Genomic DNA, 15,084 nt, shown 5'->3' with positions numbered 1-15,084 from the left:
AGGCTCTGAATATCTCCTGTTGCGCGCGGACGCGCAGGGGCCGACCGCGGTGTCGGCCAGCCATGCCCGGACCTGGCAGGGGAGCGGGCCGTGGTGATCGTGGCGGCTAGCTCGGAGCTTGAGTACGCGTACTCATGTGCCTGCGGTTCCGCAGTCGCACACTGCCCGCATGGCGGGAGAGCAGCAGCATGTGTGGTGGGACGCCGGCCTGGCGCTCGCCAGCGCGATGACGCTGTGGGGGTTGGGTTGGCTGACCTTCCTCCTGATCGTGCGCGTGCAGTTCATGAACGGCTTCGCCAGTGGCAAACCGGGTCATGTCCCAGCGGGCACTCGCGACGTGATCCTTGCGCTGGTGCCGGCCATCATCACTGTGGCCGGACCGGTGGCGCTGGTGTGGTGGGGATGGCAACACCAGTTCTGGCTCACGTGCGCCGCCTTGCTGGCGCTACCACCGGTCACCGGGATCTGGGTCTACCGGAGGTATGACTGGCGGCCGTTCCACAGGCGCTGACGGCGCCCCGGGCGCGGCGGGCGGGCAGTCCGGTGCCAACTGGCGTGCAGCGTGGCGAGTACACGCGAGCGAGGGCGCGCCGCCGGTGACCGGCGCGGGGAAGGCACCGGAGGCCGGCAGCGCCCGCGCCGACGCCGGGTGCGCGGTGCAGCTCCTGGCGGCCTTGCGTGACCCGAACCGGGCGGTCACGGAACCAGAAAGCTCGGCTGGGCCTCAGTAGCGGGTCACCGTGGGCGCTTCTTGCCTGCATCCGTCATGGTGGAGGAGCAGGGATGACCCTCCAGGCCGTCCCGGGAAGGTACAGCCATGGCGGGTGGCGAGCAGGCAGTACTGGTCATCGGTGGGACTGGGTTCCTGGGGCGGCGGGTCGTGTCCGCCCTACTGCGCGACGGTCATCGGGTGCGATGCATGGTCCGCAACCCCGCCAAAGCCGCGGGCATGTTCGACGATGAGGTCGAGGTCGTGCAGGGGGACATGCTGGAGGCCCCCACGGTCGCCGACGCCGCCCGGCAGACCCGAGCGGTGATCGTGTGTGTCCACACGCTCTCCCCGCAGCCAGGGCGACAGGAAGACGACGATTACATCGATGTCGAAGCGGCAGGCGTCGGCAATATCGTCGAGGCTTGCCGATCTCACGCCGTTCACCGGTTGCTGTACGTGACGTCCATTGGAGTTGCCGCGAACGCACGCAACTCCTGGACGCGGGGCCGCGCCCGGATCGAGGAGATGCTGTTCACCAGTGGTCTGGACGTGACGGTCCTGCGACCCGGCATGATCGTGGGCCATGGCGGCGACGGGTTCGGCATCGTTGAACGGGGTGCCCGGCGCCGGGTGGCGGTGCTGATGAGCAGTCGACGTCAGAGGTTCCGTACGGTCGCCGTCGATGACTTGGCGCGGCAGCTTGTGGTGCTCCTCGACGAACCGCGTTCGTTCGGCGAGCACTTCGACGTGGGCAGCGACGATGTGCTGACAGTGGACGAGATGATGGATGTGGCGGCCGAGCACCTGGGGCGCAGTCACCCGATCAAGATTCATCTTCCCCGCCGTGCCATCGCCCGCATCGCCCCGCTCATCGAACGGGTTGCGAAGATGCCGCCGGGTGCGGTCGGTGGATTCGTCGGCGAGGGCAGTGACGCCGACATGATCGGCGACGCCACTGCCATTCGCACGCTGCTCGACCAGCCGCCGCGGTCCTTCCGTGACGCGATGGCAGTGGCTCTGCGCGAAGGGACTGCGTCCAAGGGCGCTTCCGTCCCCTGACGAACGTGTGGTGGTGGGGACGATCAACAGCGAGACCGAGGCCCTCACTTACGTTCGTCTGCAACCACCAGACCCCAACTGGGGCTAAATGCAGGCGATCAGCCCTGGTCCCCCCGGTGTGGCAGGTCGACTCGAGGTGCCTTCAACGGGTTGAGAAACGCCCCGCCTCAGCTACCAGACTGAGACGGGGCGAGAGGGCGATTGTTGCGCCTCCGAAAAGGAGTCCGTCGCGATCGCCATCCGTACCGTGCCACGCGTCCCAGCCTGTTCCAGGTGTGGCGCGGTGCGGGGCTTCGGACGAGCAGGGAGCTTCGTCCAACTGGCGGTTCAGCGCGGTAGATCAGTCCACGTGGGCGCAGGTGGCCTCTGCGGTCACGTTCTGCACCCCGGTGCCCTTGTTCCTGGCGAGGACCATCCAGGCGTTGTCGCCGTGCGGCAGCGAGTTCACGATGTCGACGTCGCTCGGGTTGCCGCGGCTGAAGCCGCCGCTGATGACCTTCTTGCCGGCCGGGCAGTTCGCCAGGATGACCGCACTGTCACCGGCCGGGATGACCTTGACGGCGCTGACGTGCTGCAAGGCGCTGAGGCCGGCCGGTCCGCGTGCGCCGGTGGCACCCTTCGGGCCGGTTGCCCCCTTCGGGCCGGTGGCTCCCTTGGCTCCCTTGGGTCCCTTCGGTCCCTGGGGGCCGCGGGGTCCGGGCGGGCCCTGCTTGCCCGCGCCCGCGCCGCCGCCCCCGTGGCCGCACATCGGGACGGTGCCGTTGTTGCGTACGTAGCGGGCAGCGACGTAGCCGGAACGGGCGTTGAGCTTGTACCAGAGGCGGTTGCCGCCGACGTTCTGCCCGTTCACCTTGCACTGGATCGAGATCCGGGCGTTGGCGCGGTAGGCGCCGAGCTTGGCGGAACCGGCGGTGGCCTTCGCGCGGACGATCACGCCGGTGCGGGCGGTGACGGTGCCGGGGGTGGCGGCGTAGGCGGCCGTGGAGGTGACGGCCATGGTCAGACCAAGTGTGAGGGCGCCGAGTGTGGCGCCGGCCGCGCCGGTGCGGAGCTGCATGCGGATTTCCCTTCGGGCAGTGGCAGGACCCGGTCAGGATTAGCCGTTGATCCTCTTGGCTGCCGAGTGGCGCGCGGCCAGGTGATGTGTAGTTCCCCCATTCAGTGGCGAGCCCTTCCTGCATTGGCGCAGGTCGAGCGGGGTGACGCCGCGCTGCCGTGCGCGGTCCTGCCGGGCGTCGGCGAGGTCGATGCAGATGACGAGGCCGACGCCGTTCATTGCGGAGGGGACTTCACCGGTCGGTCGGACTAGCCCGGGGAGCCGACCGCACAGATCTTGATCGACGTGGCGTGCTGGGGGTCGAGGGCGTTGCGTACCAGGTGCCAGACGTTGAGGTCGTAGGCCTCGCCTATGTGCCCGACGGGGTCCAGCGGGCAGGAGTCTTGTACGTACTGGTTGTGGACGCCCGTCTCGCGGACGAATGCGGTCTCCGTGGGGGTGACGAGTTCGTCGTAGCGGGAGCTGATGATGGTGTAGTCGATGCCTGGCTGGGCGATGGGACCGTTGGTGAGCGCGTTGATGGCAGGGCCGCCGGGGAACTCGTCGGACAGGACGGGGATTCCGAGCGTCGCGGCGATGTTGTCCAATACGCCCCGGCCCAGGATCTTGTCCCCGAGGGTGACCAGGCCGGCCGCGCTGGTTCCGTGGGTGGGTGGAGCGATGGCCACCACGCGCTTGATGTGGGACTGGATGTTCTGCATCTTCGCGAGATACAGGGCCTGCAGTCCGCCTTCGGAGTGGCCGACGACGTTCACCTGGGCCGCGCCGGTCGCGGTGCGTACCTTCTCCACGTACTCCTTGATCTCGACGTTCGAGACGGCGACCGGCTTCAGGCCCCCGACCAAGGGGAATTCGGGGTATGCGCCGTAGGTGAGGGCGAAGGTGCAGTAGCCGCGGGCGGCCAGGTCGGCCTGGAGGTAGTTGAGGTCCTCGTACCAGGTGGCGAACGTGCCGTGCAGGAGCACCACCGGTTCGGGGTGCGCGGCGCTGGGCCGGCAGGAAAAGTCGTTGATGCCACGCGTGGAGCCAGAGCCGCTGTCCGCGGCCTGTGCGGGCAAAGCTCCGCCCAGTACGAGGGCGAGCGCCAGTCCTGCCGGTGCCAGCCATCGCCTGACTCTGTGCCGTGCCCTGCCCGCCGTGCCAGTCATACGCGCCATGGGAAGTCCCTTTCCTTTGCGCGAGATGGTCCGTTGACACAGGCTGCGCCTCCAGCCCCGGAACTGTCCCCTGGCTGTTTGCGCAGATTGCTTCCCCTCGCGTTTGTGCACGATGACAATGCGCAGATGGAAGCAGGGGTCGCGGTATCGGAGTTGAGACAGCAGGTCGATGCGATGGCGCAGGCCGCCGTCGACACGTGCGTGCGGGAGATCCCTGCCTACCGAGAATTGCCGGCAAGCGTCCTCGAAGGCGACCTGCTCGCCAACACGCGAGCTGTCATCGAGCTGTTTCTGACGACGATCGCTGAAGGCCGTCCACCCACCGAGCGTGAACTCGACCTTCCCATTTCGTGGGGTGCCGAGAGAGCCCGGGACGGTGTCCCTCTTCATGCAGTCCTGCGTATTTATCTCCTCGGTGCCCGCGAGGCGTGGCAGCAGGCGGTTGTCACGGCGGGTCCGGAACTCAGTCCGGAAGCTCTGGCCTTGGCCATGCTCGACTTTCTCGGGACGGTCACACCCCGGGTCGCGGAGGCCTATCAGCAGGAGTACGCGGACCTGGACTTCGAACACCGCGAACAGCGCCAGCACCTCGCCGGTGCGCTCCTCGCGGGACGCCCGGCCTGGCGGACAGCGGAGCGGTTCGGGCGGACACTGGCCGATCAGTACGAAGTCATCACCTTCCGACTCCCCGAGCCGACACCTGGCACGCCTGCGAGCCCCGGCGGTAGGGCGGACGTCCTCGCCCCGGCCCGGTCGACCGCGACCGTATTCCGGGCGATCCGCGCCGAGTTCGACCGTCTCCCTGACGTTCTGGCTACCTTCAAGGGGGACGGCGGCACCCTTCTCCTGCCAGCCCTCCAGGGCGAACCGGCGCATGAGCAGGAAGTCAGCCGCCTGTTCGCCCGACTGAATGCTGCAGCGGGGACACGGTGCATGGCGGCAGCGGCCCTCGCGCACAGCCACGAAGCGATCCCCGATGCCTATACGGAAGCAGCCGAGGTCCTGGCCCTGGGGGAGAGTCTGCGCTGTGCACCGGGGCTTTATCGGCTTGCCGACCTGGCCGTCGAGTATCAACTCGCCAAGCCGAGCCCGGCCCGGGATGCACTGGCCCGGAGAATCGCGCCTTTGATGGCGCATCCTCATCTGATCGTGACTCTCCGGGAGTTCCTTGCTGTCGGCTGCCATCGCGCGGCCGCAGCCGCCGCGCTCACCATCCACCGCAATACCCTGACGTACCGGCTGGGCCGAATCCAGGTGCTCACCGGGTACGACGCGACTCAGTCAGCGGATATGCGACAACTGGCCGCGGCTATCACGGCGTTCGACAGCATCGGGGGCATCGATCGCCCGTGAACGTCCTCATGCCACGCTTTTCACGGAGGGCCTCGCCCCGGGTGACGGTGTGCTCGCGCTGTCGGCCGGGCGCAGCGCTCGGGGCGTGAGGCGCTGTGCCCGAGGCAATGCGCCCGAGGACGCTGAGTCGCTGCCCCTTGCTGCCTCGCTGCCCGTCGCAGGCGGGTCAGTCGAGGTGCATTTCGTCGATGGGATGTCCGGCCATGGGGTGGCTGAGCAGGGCCTCCGCGTGCCGCTCCATGGCGTCGAGACGGTCGGCGAACTGCTCGTCGAGCGTGATGCGTACGCCGCCGCGGTACTCGGCGACGAGACTTCGCAGGCCCGACAGCTGGCGCTCCAGGGACCGGCGTGAGCTGGCGAGTGCCTGCAACTCGGATTGTCGTTCGCGCAGTTGGCGCTCCAATTGGTCGGCCCGTTCGGCCGTGTCCTTGTCGAGGTACTGGGCCCGTTTGTGTGCCTCCTGTTCGATCCGCGCAGCCCGGTCCTGGGCCTCGCCGACGATCCGGCCGGCTTCGGTGCAGGCGGCGGCCAGGGCTTGACCGGCGGCCGTGTCGGCGAGTGCCATGACTCTGGAGGCGTGAGCAGGGTCATGCTGGACGGCGCTGTTCTCGCTGCCGCGCTCCGCACGCAGAGCGGCGTTGTCGCGGTAGAGCCGGTCGAGGGTGATCTCGACGTCGAGCAGGAAGCTGTCGACCTCGCCGAGGTCGTATCCCTCGCGGAGCCGGGCGGTGGTGAACCACTTGTGGTGTACGTCGTCGGGGGTGAGCAGGGGGCGTACCTGGCCTGGGAGCGCGGGGTGGCGTTCGCCGACCTCGTGATGGTCCGGGGCTCGGGTGGGGAAACGGTCGGAGCGGCCCTCGGTGGACGGGGCGTCTGGCACGGCCGACTGCCTTTCTGTGAGCTGTGGTCGAGCGGGCGGGGCGGGGCGGGTCAATGTGCGGCGAGCAGCAGGACGCCCGTTGCGCAGGCGGCGGCGAGGACGGTGGTGACCTGCCAGGTCGACAGGCCTCTCGCGGTGCGTTTGTGTGCTGCGAAGCGCAGGACGATGACGGCGACCCGGACGACGATCCCGGCCACCAGGGCGAGGGCGAGCGGCAGGATCGCGGCGGGCAGTGGGAGCAGCAGGGCGCACAGGACGCCGGCAGCGGGGCTGGCGCAGGCCAGCAGCAGCCAGGGGGCGAGGCGTTGGCGGGCTTCGTGGAGCATCGCGCCGAGGGCCAGACCGTTGCCCGCCGAGGTGATCAGGAGGGTCAGACACACGGGCACGGAGAAGACCAGGGTGAGGGTGGTGCCCTCGACGAGACGGTGCATGGCGAGTGCGGTGGCCGCGCCGAGTCCGGCCGAGAGCACTCCGGCGGTTTCCTGGAGCCGGCGGTGCCGGCCGGGGGAGTGGGCGGCCGCGGGTCGTACGGCCGACTGTGGGTCCTTTCCGTGGTGCCGGGTGAGAGCGGCGACCAGGGCGTAGGCGCCGGTCGCCGTGGCGAGCGCGAGCCAAAGCGAGACTCCGGTCACGACGCTCTCGTGCCAGGTCTCCGGCACGAGGTCGACCGCGACGGCGGTGAGCATCGCCCCGGAGGCGAGCAGCAGGGTCAGGGCGGCCTGGCGCGCGGGACGGCGGGCGAGCGCGAGGCCCGCGACGGTGGCGGCGGCCATCACCGCGACGGCGATCCACGCGCGGTCCTCGGCGAGGGACATCAGGACGGTCGGCAGGTCCGCGGGGAACCGGGCGAGATGGAGGGGCACGGATGGCGACAACATGGACTCTCCGGACTATTTCGTGCATCACGCACAGAACTGCCCAGCATGTCGGCGGGTCAATCGCACTCACGTGTGTCGCGTGGTGCCGAGGATGCTCACGGGTCGACTCGCCCGTCAGTGGCGGCGCGTCCTTGAAGCCCGAGGTCCGGCCGCAGTTGACCAGGAGGAGAGGCGGGCGTGCCGGTCGTCAGGCGTCGAACCGGCGGCGGGAGGTCTCGATGTGGCGCAGGTGCCGGTGGGTCCAGTCGCACAGTCCGTCGATCGTCACCCGTAGGGCCTGGCCCGCTTCGGTGAGGGTGTACTCGACCCGCGGCGGAACAGTGGGGTAGACCGTCCGTTCGACCAGGCCGTTGCGCTCCAGCATGCGCAGGTTCTGGGTGAGCATCTTGTGGCTGATGCCCTCGATCTGGTTCCGCAACTCGCTGAATCGGAGCGTGCGTTCGCCCAGTTCCTCGATGATCAGGAGCGCCCACTTGTTGGCGACGTCCGAGAAGATCTCCCGCGCCAGGGAGTCCGCGCGCCGGAGGTCCGCGTCCTCGGGCGTGCCGCTGAGCTGCTTGGTCACCGTGGGGTTCCCCTGTCACCGAAAAGTGCGTTCTTCCATGCCGGCGGTCACTCTCCTACGGTTTCCCAGTAACTACAAGAGAGCGTGTCGCAGAGCGAAGGAGGCAGGTGGCATGGCCATCACCCAGGTGAACGCCACAGGATTGCCGGAGATCGACCTCTACCGTCAGGTGTCGGTCGCGACCGGATCGAGGCTGGTCTTCCTCGCCGGTCAGGTCGCCTGGGACTCCGACGGGGTCACGGTCGGCGAAGGCGATCTCGCCGCTCAGATCGAGCAGTGTTACGTCAACGTCGCCACAGCCCTCAGCGAGGTCGGCGGTTCCTTCCACGACGTGGCGAAGCTGACGGTCTGCGTCGTCGACTGGACTGCTGACAAGATGCCTTTGCTGTTGGACGGGATGGCCCGCGCGGCGGCGAGACTGGGCATGACTCCGGTCCCACCGGCTTCGCTGCTGGGGGTGGCGGCACTGGATGTACCCGAGCACTTGGTCGAGATCGAAGCCACCGCTGTTCTCGACTGAGCAAAGGCTCTCTCCCTCCGGCAGTGGCAGAACCCCGCCAGGAATAGGCGCTGTTCATCTTGGCTGCTGGATGTCGCGCGGCCCGGGGAGGCGCGGTTCCCCCTTCGTGTGGGGGCAACCAGGCTTCTTTCGTGCGGGGATGACCAGGCTTCGGCACCGGTCGTTGCTCGCGCTCCTTGGGCGGTCAGTTCTCGGACTGGCTCCACCAGTCGGGTCGCGCCGCGCGTAGTTGGCGTACGGGCTCGGGCAGTTCGAGGGGGGACCGGGTCTCGGCGCGCAACTGCTCGTAGGCCTCGGTGAGTCGGAGCCGTGCGTTCGCTCCGATCGCTTCCTCCAGCTCGGCCGTGGTGTGCGCGGCGAGCAGCCGGCCCAGATGGACCGCCGCCCGCAGGCGGTCGGCGGTGCCTTCGTTGCGGCGGCGCTGCCCGCCCGCAGTAAAACGGTCCTGTGTGGGCAGCCAGGGGCTGGGTGCCCGGCGTTGGCCGGGGGCAGGAGTGGAGGTGGGCCCGTTGGTGCGGGTGGTGCGCAAGGTCCTGCCGGCGGCCTGGGCGTCGTCGTGTTCACTCATGGCTGTCCAACGAGCCGGGCAGGCGGGAGCCACGGGGGTGTCGTGCGCGTACACGTCCCCTCGCATCTCTCGCGGGACGGCCCGTGCTTCCACGCCAAGCGGCGCAAGAACTCCGGGTCAGCGGAGCCGTCGTCGTCATCTACGCCGTCTACGCGTGCTGCGGCGGCGTCCTGACGTGTTCCTCAAGCCGCAGCGGTGCGGGCGCGGGGTTGAGGGCGGTCAGTCTCTCGCCAGGACCACGACCGCGTTGTGGCCGCCGAAGCCGAAGGAATTGCTGACCGCCGCTGTCGAGGACTCGCTCCTCGCGGAACCGGCGACGGCGTCGATGTCGAGCGCAGGATCCTGAACGGTCAGGCCAGCTGTGGGTGGCACGAGGTCCGTACGGAGAGCCAGCACGGTCAGCGCTGCCTCGATGGCGCCGGCCGCGCCGAGAGTGTGGCCCAGGGTGCCCTTGGCGGAGGTGACGGGAGGGCGGTGCGGGAGGACCCGGGCCAGAACCGCCGCCTCCATCGCGTCGCCGACCGGGGTCGACGTGCCATGCGCGTTGACGTGGCCGATGTCGCCGGGGGAGAGCCCGGCCTCGGCGAGGGCGGCACGCAGCGCCCGTTCGGCGTGGCGTCCTTCGGGGTGCGGGGCGACCAGGTGGTGGGCGTCGCTGCTGGCCCCGTAACCGATGAACCGGGCGAGGCGCGGCGCCGACCTGGCCGCCGCGTGTGCGGGCCGCTCCAGAACCAGGGCGCCCGCGCCCTCGGCGATGACGAAGCCGTCGCGGGCCGTGTCGAAGGGGCGGGACACCCTGTCGGACAGGGCGCGGACCTGGGAGAACCCCGTTGCGATGAGCGGACTGACAGGTGCTTCGGCGCCGCAGACCACGGCGATGTCGCACTGACCGGTGGTGAGCAGGTCGCGGGCGGTGCCCAGAGCGGTGGCCCCCGAGGCGCATGCGGTCGCGACGTTGAGGGTGGGCCCGGTCACGCCGAGGTGCAGCGAGACGGCCGCGCACACCATGTTGGGCATGTACCCGGTCAGGAAGTAGGGGGAGACGCTCGTCGGGCCGTCGGCCCGGAAGCGTGCGGCGGCGGCCTCTTGCGCCCGCATTCCGCCGAGGGAGCATCCGGTGACCACGGCGACGCGCGTCGGGTCCCAGTCGGCCGGGTCGAGCTTGGCCTCGTCGAGTGCCTGGGCGACGGCCGCGAGGCCCATGCGCGCAGCAGGGTCGAGGTGCGAGGCGCCGGGCTGCCGCGGGCGCAGTGCGTCCACGTCGGCGACGCGGCAGCTCAACGTGACGGGCAGGCCGTGTAGTTCGGGATCGGGCCGGGCGCAGGCGCGGCCTTCGCGGACCGCGTTCCAGGTGGAGTCCGTGTCGGGGCCGGCCGCGGTGACCAGGCCGACGCCGGTCACCAGGACCTCGGTGTCCCGTGTCATACGGGGCGCCGGCCGTCGACGCGGGCCGCGAACTCGGCGAAGGTGAGCTCGCGCAGCTCGTCCTCGGTGGCCTGGACGCCGAGCTCGTCCTTGAGCGTGATGGCCATCTCGACGACCATCAGCGAGTCGGCGAGCAGGTCGGCCATGCGGGCATCGGGGCGCACGGCGGCGGGGTCGACCTCGAAGTGGTCGATGAGCATGCCGCTGATCAGGTCGGCGGTCGCGGGTGTCGCAGAGGTGCTCACGCGGTGGGCCTTTCTGTGAACGGTGGCCGCGAAAGCGGGCACTAGTGAGAGAGACCACCTCAATGGCACCTTTAGCCTTGCGGTGGTCTGTTTTCAGCTGAAAGTGGGATCTTGTGACGCAAGCGCATGCAGGATCCCTGGACGAGTCCGCGACCGATCTGCTGGAAGGCGTGCTGGGCTGGCTCGCCGACGACTACTTCCGCGTCGAGCTGTCGGGACTGGAGAACGTGCCGCGGACGGGGCCCGCGTTCCTGATCGCCAACCACTCCGGGGCCTGGGCGCTCGACGCGTTGGTCCTGCACAAGGTCCTGCTGCGTGAACTGTGTCGCCCTGTGCACATGTACGCCTCGGAGTTGATCTTCCGGATGCAGCCGCTGGCGGCGTACGCCCGCCGGCATGAGGTGTTCTGCGACGACCCGACGGTGGGGCGCGAGAGGCTGGAAGCGGGACACCTCGTGACGGTGTTCCCGGAGGGGATCGACGGGGTCGGCAAGCCGTTCTCACAGCGCTACCGCCTGCGGCCGTTCAGTCCCGGCTTCGCGCTCACCGCCGTGCAGACCGGTGTGCCGGTCCTGCCCGTGGCGATCGTGGGGGCCGAGGAGGCGTACCCGAAACTCGGTGAGATCGGGTCGCTGGCCCGCCGGTTCGCGCTGCCGTACTTCCCGGTCACCACCCTGTTGCCGCTGCCCGTGAAGTGGCGGATCAGCATCGGCGAGCCGGTGTCGGCCTCCGTGGCCGACGGGGCCTCCTTCGCCGTGCGGTCGGCGGCCGCGCGGCGGCTGTGCGACGAGGTCCGGTTCACCGTGCAGGGCATGGTCGACCGGGATCGTGCACGTCGGACGAACCCCTTCTGGTAGGCGCCGCGGGGTCGGCCTGGGGGAGCGGGGCGTTCAGTTCGCGAGCCACTCGGCGACCTTGCGGGTGTCGGCAGCGGAGCGGGCGCAGCGTTCGGCGTGGGCGAGCAGTGTCATCCGGCAGCGTTCGCCGAACGCGTCGTGGTTCCAGCCGGACTGCCGTGCGCAGTCCGACAGTTGACGTGCGTGCTCTTCCAGACGGCTGGCGCTGGCCGTGATGAGCAGGGCGTAGTGGGCCGGGCTCTGACCGGCGGCGGCCGCTGCGCGTACGGCGGCCGCTTGCGCTGCGTCGAGAGGAGGAGGGGTGTCGGTAGCCGCGTGCACGGTGGCGCCCTCTGTGTCCGTGAAGGCGAGAGCGAGTGAGTGCGCGGGAAGTTCGGCGGGCAGTGCGTCGGCCTTGAGGCGCGGGGCTCGCAGAGCGGGCTCCGCGTGCTGGGTGAGGGCACGGACGAGTTCCGTGGCGGCCAGGACGCCGAGTGCGGCGGCGCAGCAGGGGGCGGGCGCCGCGCACAGTCCGGCGGTGGGAGTGCCTCCGGTCTGCTCCTGATCGTCGTCCAGGTCGTTCAGCCAGGTGGTCGCGTAGAGGATCTCGGTGCCTGCCTCTACGGCGAGACCGTGCCAGGCGAAGGGCGCGCGTACCTCGTGCACCGTGGCGGGCAGCGGGGGATAGCGGTGCAGCGCTTCGTCGACGGCGCGCTCGGCCCGGTCGGCTGCGGGCAGCGCAGGCTGGAGTGTCACCAGGGCGAGGGCTTGTGCCGCGGTGTCGTCGAGAGCGCGGGTGAGCATCTCCAGAGCGTGCTGGAGAGCTACGGGGTCGTCGGTGAGCGGGCCGGTGCCCGGATCCTGGAGGTAGGGATCGAACCGCCTGTGGAGGGCGGCGATGCGGTCGGCGTGTTCCGCGGCATCGGCCGCCCGCGTCGTCGCGTCGAGGATGTCGGTGACGAGGGTGTCGTCCGCGGCGTCGTCCCCGAGGACGATCCGGCGGGCGAGCCGCTGGGTATGGGCGCACCAGTCGCTGCGGGAGACGGTGTCGTCGCCCTGGCGTACGGACAGGAGCGCCGCTGCCTCCTCGGCGGCGGCCGCGCTGACCCGGGCGCGCAGGATGCTCAGGGACACCGGCAGGGCCACGTGCTCGGTCAGCCGCAGGCGGTGGCCGTCCGCGGTGAGGGCGGCGACGGGCCCTCGGACGCCGGCTTCCTCGGCCTGTCCGATCAGACTAGTGGCGTCGTCGGTGGTGAGCGGCATCAGGAAGGTCCCGAACGCGGTGCGCAACCGCGTCGGCCTTCCGTGCGCGGTGCGGCGCAGCTGGACCAGGACCTGCCGGGTCAGAGAGTGCCGGGTGAAGGGCTTGAGGCCGAGCGCGCGGGCCGGGGCGTCGATCCAGGAGACGCGCTGGGCCGCCATCGCGGCACTGATCAGGGCGTTCTCCAGGGGCCAGGCCGTGGCGGGGCGGCGGGGAGCGGTCGTGGTGTCGCTGGCGTTCATCGCCTGACTCTCTTCGGGATGGCTGTGCGGGGGCGTCACTTGTCGCGCAGCAAGTAGGGCTGGTTGCCGACGATCTCGCCGTCGTAGCGGGTGATCAGCTCGTTCACGCGGGCGCGGTGCGGGACAGTGCCGCTGCGCAGGGTGTCGGCGTATGCCTGCGGGGCGTGGGAGAGGGGGTAGTCGTACGTCTCGTCCATCCAGGACAGTTCGATCCAGCTCTCCGGCACGTCGTTGGCGGAGGCGGGGCCGCGGCCGTCCAGGCCCGGGATGACGTCGTGTTCGTTGACGAGGCTGATCACCTGGGTCGTCGGGTCGGCGGGGCGCTTGGTGTCGATGGGCGAGCCGACGGTGACGACATGCGTGAGGCGGTACGTCGCCACGAAGTCGGCGTCGCTCGCCAGGTTCATGGCGGTGATGCCGCCGAGGCTGTGCCCCACGATCATCAGCTCCGCGCCCTCGGGCACCCCGGCGCGCAGCACCAGCTGTTTGACCGCACGGCTGTAGGTCGTGTCGATGCGCAGCAACGCGTCGAACGCGCCGACGAGGTCCTGCGGGGTGCTGTTGCTGACCCGTCCGAAACTCGTTCCCGGCAGCAGCAGCACGTAGCGCTGCGCCCCGTCCGTGCAGGCGATGCGCCGGAGCAGGGCCAGTCCGTGGTTGCCCAGGGCGGAGATGTCGTCCACGTAGCGCACGATGTCGTTCGCGGAGCGGGACAGGACCCGGGCCAGCATCGCGTCGGCCTCGATGCGTTCGGCACGACCCGGCCCCGGGTTGAGATAGCGGATCAGCGCGGCGGGCAGACCGAACAGCGGGTCGGTGGTGGGCACACCGCCCGCCAGGGTGACCCAGGCGAAGCTGTCGTTGGTGGGGTTCTCGTCGAGGAGCCCGTTCAGCGCGAGCAGCTCCATGATCACGGGGCTGATCGTGGTCAGGGTGCGGGTGACGCCGAGCAGATCGACCAACTCCCGCGCCGCGCGCACCGCTTCGAGCCGCCGCCCGGCGATCACGGCGTCGGTGAGTCGCTTGGCGAGCGGGGCGGCCAGGCTCGGGTGGTCACGGGCGGCGGCCTCGATGCGCAGCGCGAAGGCGTCCACAGCCATGGCCACGCACGCGGGCCGGCGGCGGGCGAGGGCGCCGGCCCACCGGACGCTCTCGCCGACCAGTCCTCCGTTGACGGCAAAGCCCAGTCCTGAGGGATTCGACAGGGCGCGGGCCGCCGACAGGGCGCTGCCAAGGGCCCAACCGGGACGCCGCAGCGCCTCGAAGCCGACCCGCCAACTGGCGGCGGCCGCCGTGACTTCGGAGCCCGCCCTGCGGGTGGTGAGCGCGGCGTCCGCGAGCAGTACTGAGGCGGCGATCAGCAGGTCGGGGTCGGTCTGCTGCGGCTGTGATGTCTGTTCGCCTGTGGTGTCGACTGTCTGGGCCGGCATCTCGGCCACCTCGTCTCTGGAGCGTCCCGGCGTGCCACTTTCAGCAGTAGAACCGCCGCGGCGCCCGTCGGCAGAGTGCTGCGGCCGCTCGGGTGAATCACCGAGCGTGCGCGCGTGCCTGAGCGGTCACGTCCCCTGCGGGCGACCACCATGCCGGTGTGATCATCGGACGGCGGGCTCTGCGAGCGGTGCGATGGCTGCTGATCGGTCTCCTGCTGAGTGCCGGCTGCTGGTCGGCCGCGTGCCCCTCGGCAGCCGACGGCGTGGGACCGTCCGGGCTCGCCCTCGAAGTCACGGTGAACACCCGCCCCGGGCTCGATGCGTTGCGACCGGGCATCCGCACCGGAGCCGTCGTCGTCAAGTCGTACCGTCTCGTCAACCACAGCAGCGCCGATCTGTACGGGATCAAGGTGCGCGACCCCGGGCTGCCGGGCGCGGTGATCCGCTGCCCGGGCGGACGGGACAGCGTGCGGATGCTGACCGGGCTGCGCTCGGCGCGTTGCACCGCCACCGCACGCGCCCGCCCGGGGACGCGGATCGGTGAGGTCACGGCCGCCGGCCGGCAGCCCTATCTGCGTGCAACGGTGCGGGCGCGAGCGCGCTCCGGATACGCGGGTGTGGGCGCCGCGCTGACGCTCACCCAGACGGCCCGGGTGACAGGGCGACAGCGGGCTCAGGTGCGCTACGTGGTGGTCAACTCCGGCAACCGGCCTGCCCACGCCGTGCGCATCAGCGACGCCGCTCTGGCCCCCGCGCGCATTATCTGCGCGGATGGTCGGCCCGTCGTCCCCCACCTCGCCGCGGGGGAGCGGGGTGTGTGCACGGCCGCGGTGCGGCGCGCGCCGGGAACCTACGTCGGGCGGGGCCGGGCCGAAGGCAGCGACCTGCTGCGCACC

16 protein-coding genes are annotated in these 15,084 nt (G+C 70.4%); 6 read left to right on the top strand and 10 right to left on the bottom strand.

The window, feature by feature from the left end:
* The first annotated feature begins 169 nt into the window (after nucleotides 1-169).
* Nucleotides 170-511, top strand: coding sequence for a hypothetical protein (locus G3I40_RS05185; protein ID WP_164300961.1), 342 nt, complete (start codon nucleotides 170-172; stop codon nucleotides 509-511).
* A 306-nt stretch (nucleotides 512-817) separates the two neighbouring features.
* Nucleotides 818-1,771: an NAD(P)H-binding protein gene (locus G3I40_RS05180; RefSeq protein WP_164300960.1), complete on the top strand. Its 954-nt coding sequence runs from the start codon at nucleotides 818-820 to the stop codon at nucleotides 1,769-1,771.
* 340 nt (nucleotides 1,772-2,111) lie between these two features.
* On the opposite strand, the gene G3I40_RS05175 is transcribed toward G3I40_RS05180, so the two are convergent.
* Entirely contained in the window at nucleotides 2,112-2,828 is a 717-nt protein-coding gene (locus G3I40_RS05175; RefSeq protein WP_164300949.1) for an SH3 domain-containing protein, read from the bottom strand.
* Nucleotides 2,829-3,076: 248 nt separating this feature from the next.
* Nucleotides 3,077-3,985 (bottom strand): alpha/beta fold hydrolase, encoded by a 909-nt coding sequence (locus G3I40_RS05170; protein WP_239091548.1) that lies wholly within the window; start codon nucleotides 3,983-3,985, stop codon nucleotides 3,077-3,079.
* A 105-nt stretch (nucleotides 3,986-4,090) separates the two neighbouring features.
* Between G3I40_RS05170 and G3I40_RS48110 the strand changes: the two genes are divergently transcribed.
* The gene (locus G3I40_RS48110; protein WP_164300959.1) at nucleotides 4,091-5,338 is read left to right on the top strand and encodes a helix-turn-helix domain-containing protein; all 1,248 of its coding nucleotides are present in this window, start codon (nucleotides 4,091-4,093) and stop codon (nucleotides 5,336-5,338) included.
* A gap of 166 nt (nucleotides 5,339-5,504) precedes the next feature.
* On the opposite strand, the gene G3I40_RS46945 is transcribed toward G3I40_RS48110, so the two are convergent.
* The 3 genes from G3I40_RS46945 to G3I40_RS05155 all read right to left on the bottom strand — a co-directional run bounded on the left by G3I40_RS46945 (nucleotide 5,505) and on the right by G3I40_RS05155 (nucleotide 7,661).
* Nucleotides 5,505-6,218 (bottom strand): DivIVA domain-containing protein, encoded by a 714-nt coding sequence (locus G3I40_RS46945; protein WP_343244828.1) that lies wholly within the window; start codon nucleotides 6,216-6,218, stop codon nucleotides 5,505-5,507.
* Nucleotides 6,219-6,268: 50 nt separating this feature from the next.
* Nucleotides 6,269-7,096: a hypothetical protein gene (locus G3I40_RS46940; RefSeq protein ID WP_239091546.1), complete on the bottom strand. Its 828-nt coding sequence runs from the start codon at nucleotides 7,094-7,096 to the stop codon at nucleotides 6,269-6,271.
* A 187-nt stretch (nucleotides 7,097-7,283) separates the two neighbouring features.
* The gene (locus G3I40_RS05155; protein ID WP_164300958.1) at nucleotides 7,284-7,661 is read right to left on the bottom strand and encodes a helix-turn-helix domain-containing protein; all 378 of its coding nucleotides are present in this window, start codon (nucleotides 7,659-7,661) and stop codon (nucleotides 7,284-7,286) included.
* 112 nt (nucleotides 7,662-7,773) lie between these two features.
* On the opposite strand from G3I40_RS05155, the gene G3I40_RS05150 reads away from it, so the two are divergent.
* Nucleotides 7,774-8,181, top strand: coding sequence for a RidA family protein (locus G3I40_RS05150; RefSeq protein WP_164300957.1), 408 nt, complete (start codon nucleotides 7,774-7,776; stop codon nucleotides 8,179-8,181).
* 184 nt (nucleotides 8,182-8,365) lie between these two features.
* Here G3I40_RS05150 and G3I40_RS05145 read toward each other — a convergent pair whose 3' ends face one another.
* The 3 genes from G3I40_RS05145 to G3I40_RS46935 form a co-directional block, all read right to left on the bottom strand.
* Nucleotides 8,366-8,749, bottom strand: a complete 384-nt coding sequence (locus tag G3I40_RS05145; protein WP_164300956.1) for a hypothetical protein — start codon at nucleotides 8,747-8,749, stop codon at nucleotides 8,366-8,368.
* Between the two features lie 219 nt (nucleotides 8,750-8,968).
* The gene (locus G3I40_RS05140; RefSeq protein ID WP_164300955.1) at nucleotides 8,969-10,174 is read right to left on the bottom strand and encodes a beta-ketoacyl-[acyl-carrier-protein] synthase family protein; all 1,206 of its coding nucleotides are present in this window, start codon (nucleotides 10,172-10,174) and stop codon (nucleotides 8,969-8,971) included.
* A complete protein-coding gene (locus G3I40_RS46935) occupies nucleotides 10,171-10,419 on the bottom strand; it encodes a phosphopantetheine-binding protein (protein ID WP_164300954.1) in 249 nt (82 codons plus the stop codon). Before G3I40_RS46935 ends, G3I40_RS05140 begins: the two co-directional genes overlap by 4 nt.
* A gap of 113 nt (nucleotides 10,420-10,532) precedes the next feature.
* Here G3I40_RS46935 and G3I40_RS05130 point away from each other — a divergent pair, with 113 nt between their 5' ends.
* Nucleotides 10,533-11,276: a 1-acyl-sn-glycerol-3-phosphate acyltransferase gene (locus tag G3I40_RS05130; protein WP_164300953.1), complete on the top strand. Its 744-nt coding sequence runs from the start codon at nucleotides 10,533-10,535 to the stop codon at nucleotides 11,274-11,276.
* 33 nt (nucleotides 11,277-11,309) lie between these two features.
* Here the strand turns inward: G3I40_RS05130 and G3I40_RS05125 are convergent, their stop codons facing one another.
* Complete coding sequence (locus G3I40_RS05125; protein WP_164300952.1) at nucleotides 11,310-12,758, bottom strand: hypothetical protein; 1,449 nt, start codon at nucleotides 12,756-12,758, stop codon at nucleotides 11,310-11,312.
* Between the two features lie 35 nt (nucleotides 12,759-12,793).
* Nucleotides 12,794-14,188, bottom strand: a complete 1,395-nt coding sequence (locus G3I40_RS05120; RefSeq protein WP_164300951.1) for a hypothetical protein — start codon at nucleotides 14,186-14,188, stop codon at nucleotides 12,794-12,796.
* 158 nt (nucleotides 14,189-14,346) lie between these two features.
* Here G3I40_RS05120 and G3I40_RS05115 point away from each other — a divergent pair.
* The coding region (locus tag G3I40_RS05115; protein ID WP_164300950.1) for a hypothetical protein at nucleotides 14,347-15,084 on the top strand (738 nt) is incomplete at its 3' end.

Source organism: Streptomyces sp. SID14478 (genome assembly GCF_010548525.1).
Lineage (GTDB): Bacteria > Actinomycetota > Actinomycetes > Streptomycetales > Streptomycetaceae > Streptomyces.
Note: the sequence above shows the minus strand (reverse complement) of the source record. Positions and strands in the feature narration are given on the sequence as shown.

Coding starts and splice junctions, on each gene's coding strand:
- G3I40_RS05125 (WP_164300952.1), bottom strand. CDS start 12,758: ATGAACGCCAGCGACACCACGACCGCTCCCCGCCGCCCCGCCACGGCC.
- G3I40_RS05145 (WP_164300956.1), bottom strand. CDS start 8,749: ATGAGTGAACACGACGACGCCCAGGCCGCCGGCAGGACCTTGCGCACC.
- G3I40_RS05140 (WP_164300955.1), bottom strand. CDS start 10,174: ATGACACGGGACACCGAGGTCCTGGTGACCGGCGTCGGCCTGGTCACC.
- G3I40_RS05175 (WP_164300949.1), bottom strand. CDS start 2,828: ATGCAGCTCCGCACCGGCGCGGCCGGCGCCACACTCGGCGCCCTCACA.
- G3I40_RS46940 (WP_239091546.1), bottom strand. CDS start 7,096: ATGTTGTCGCCATCCGTGCCCCTCCATCTCGCCCGGTTCCCCGCGGAC.
- G3I40_RS05120 (WP_164300951.1), bottom strand. CDS start 14,188: ATGCCGGCCCAGACAGTCGACACCACAGGCGAACAGACATCACAGCCG.
- G3I40_RS05170 (WP_239091548.1), bottom strand. CDS start 3,985: ATGGCGCGTATGACTGGCACGGCGGGCAGGGCACGGCACAGAGTCAGG.
- G3I40_RS05180 (WP_164300960.1), top strand. CDS start 818: ATGGCGGGTGGCGAGCAGGCAGTACTGGTCATCGGTGGGACTGGGTTC.
- G3I40_RS05150 (WP_164300957.1), top strand. CDS start 7,774: ATGGCCATCACCCAGGTGAACGCCACAGGATTGCCGGAGATCGACCTC.
- G3I40_RS05185 (WP_164300961.1), top strand. CDS start 170: ATGGCGGGAGAGCAGCAGCATGTGTGGTGGGACGCCGGCCTGGCGCTC.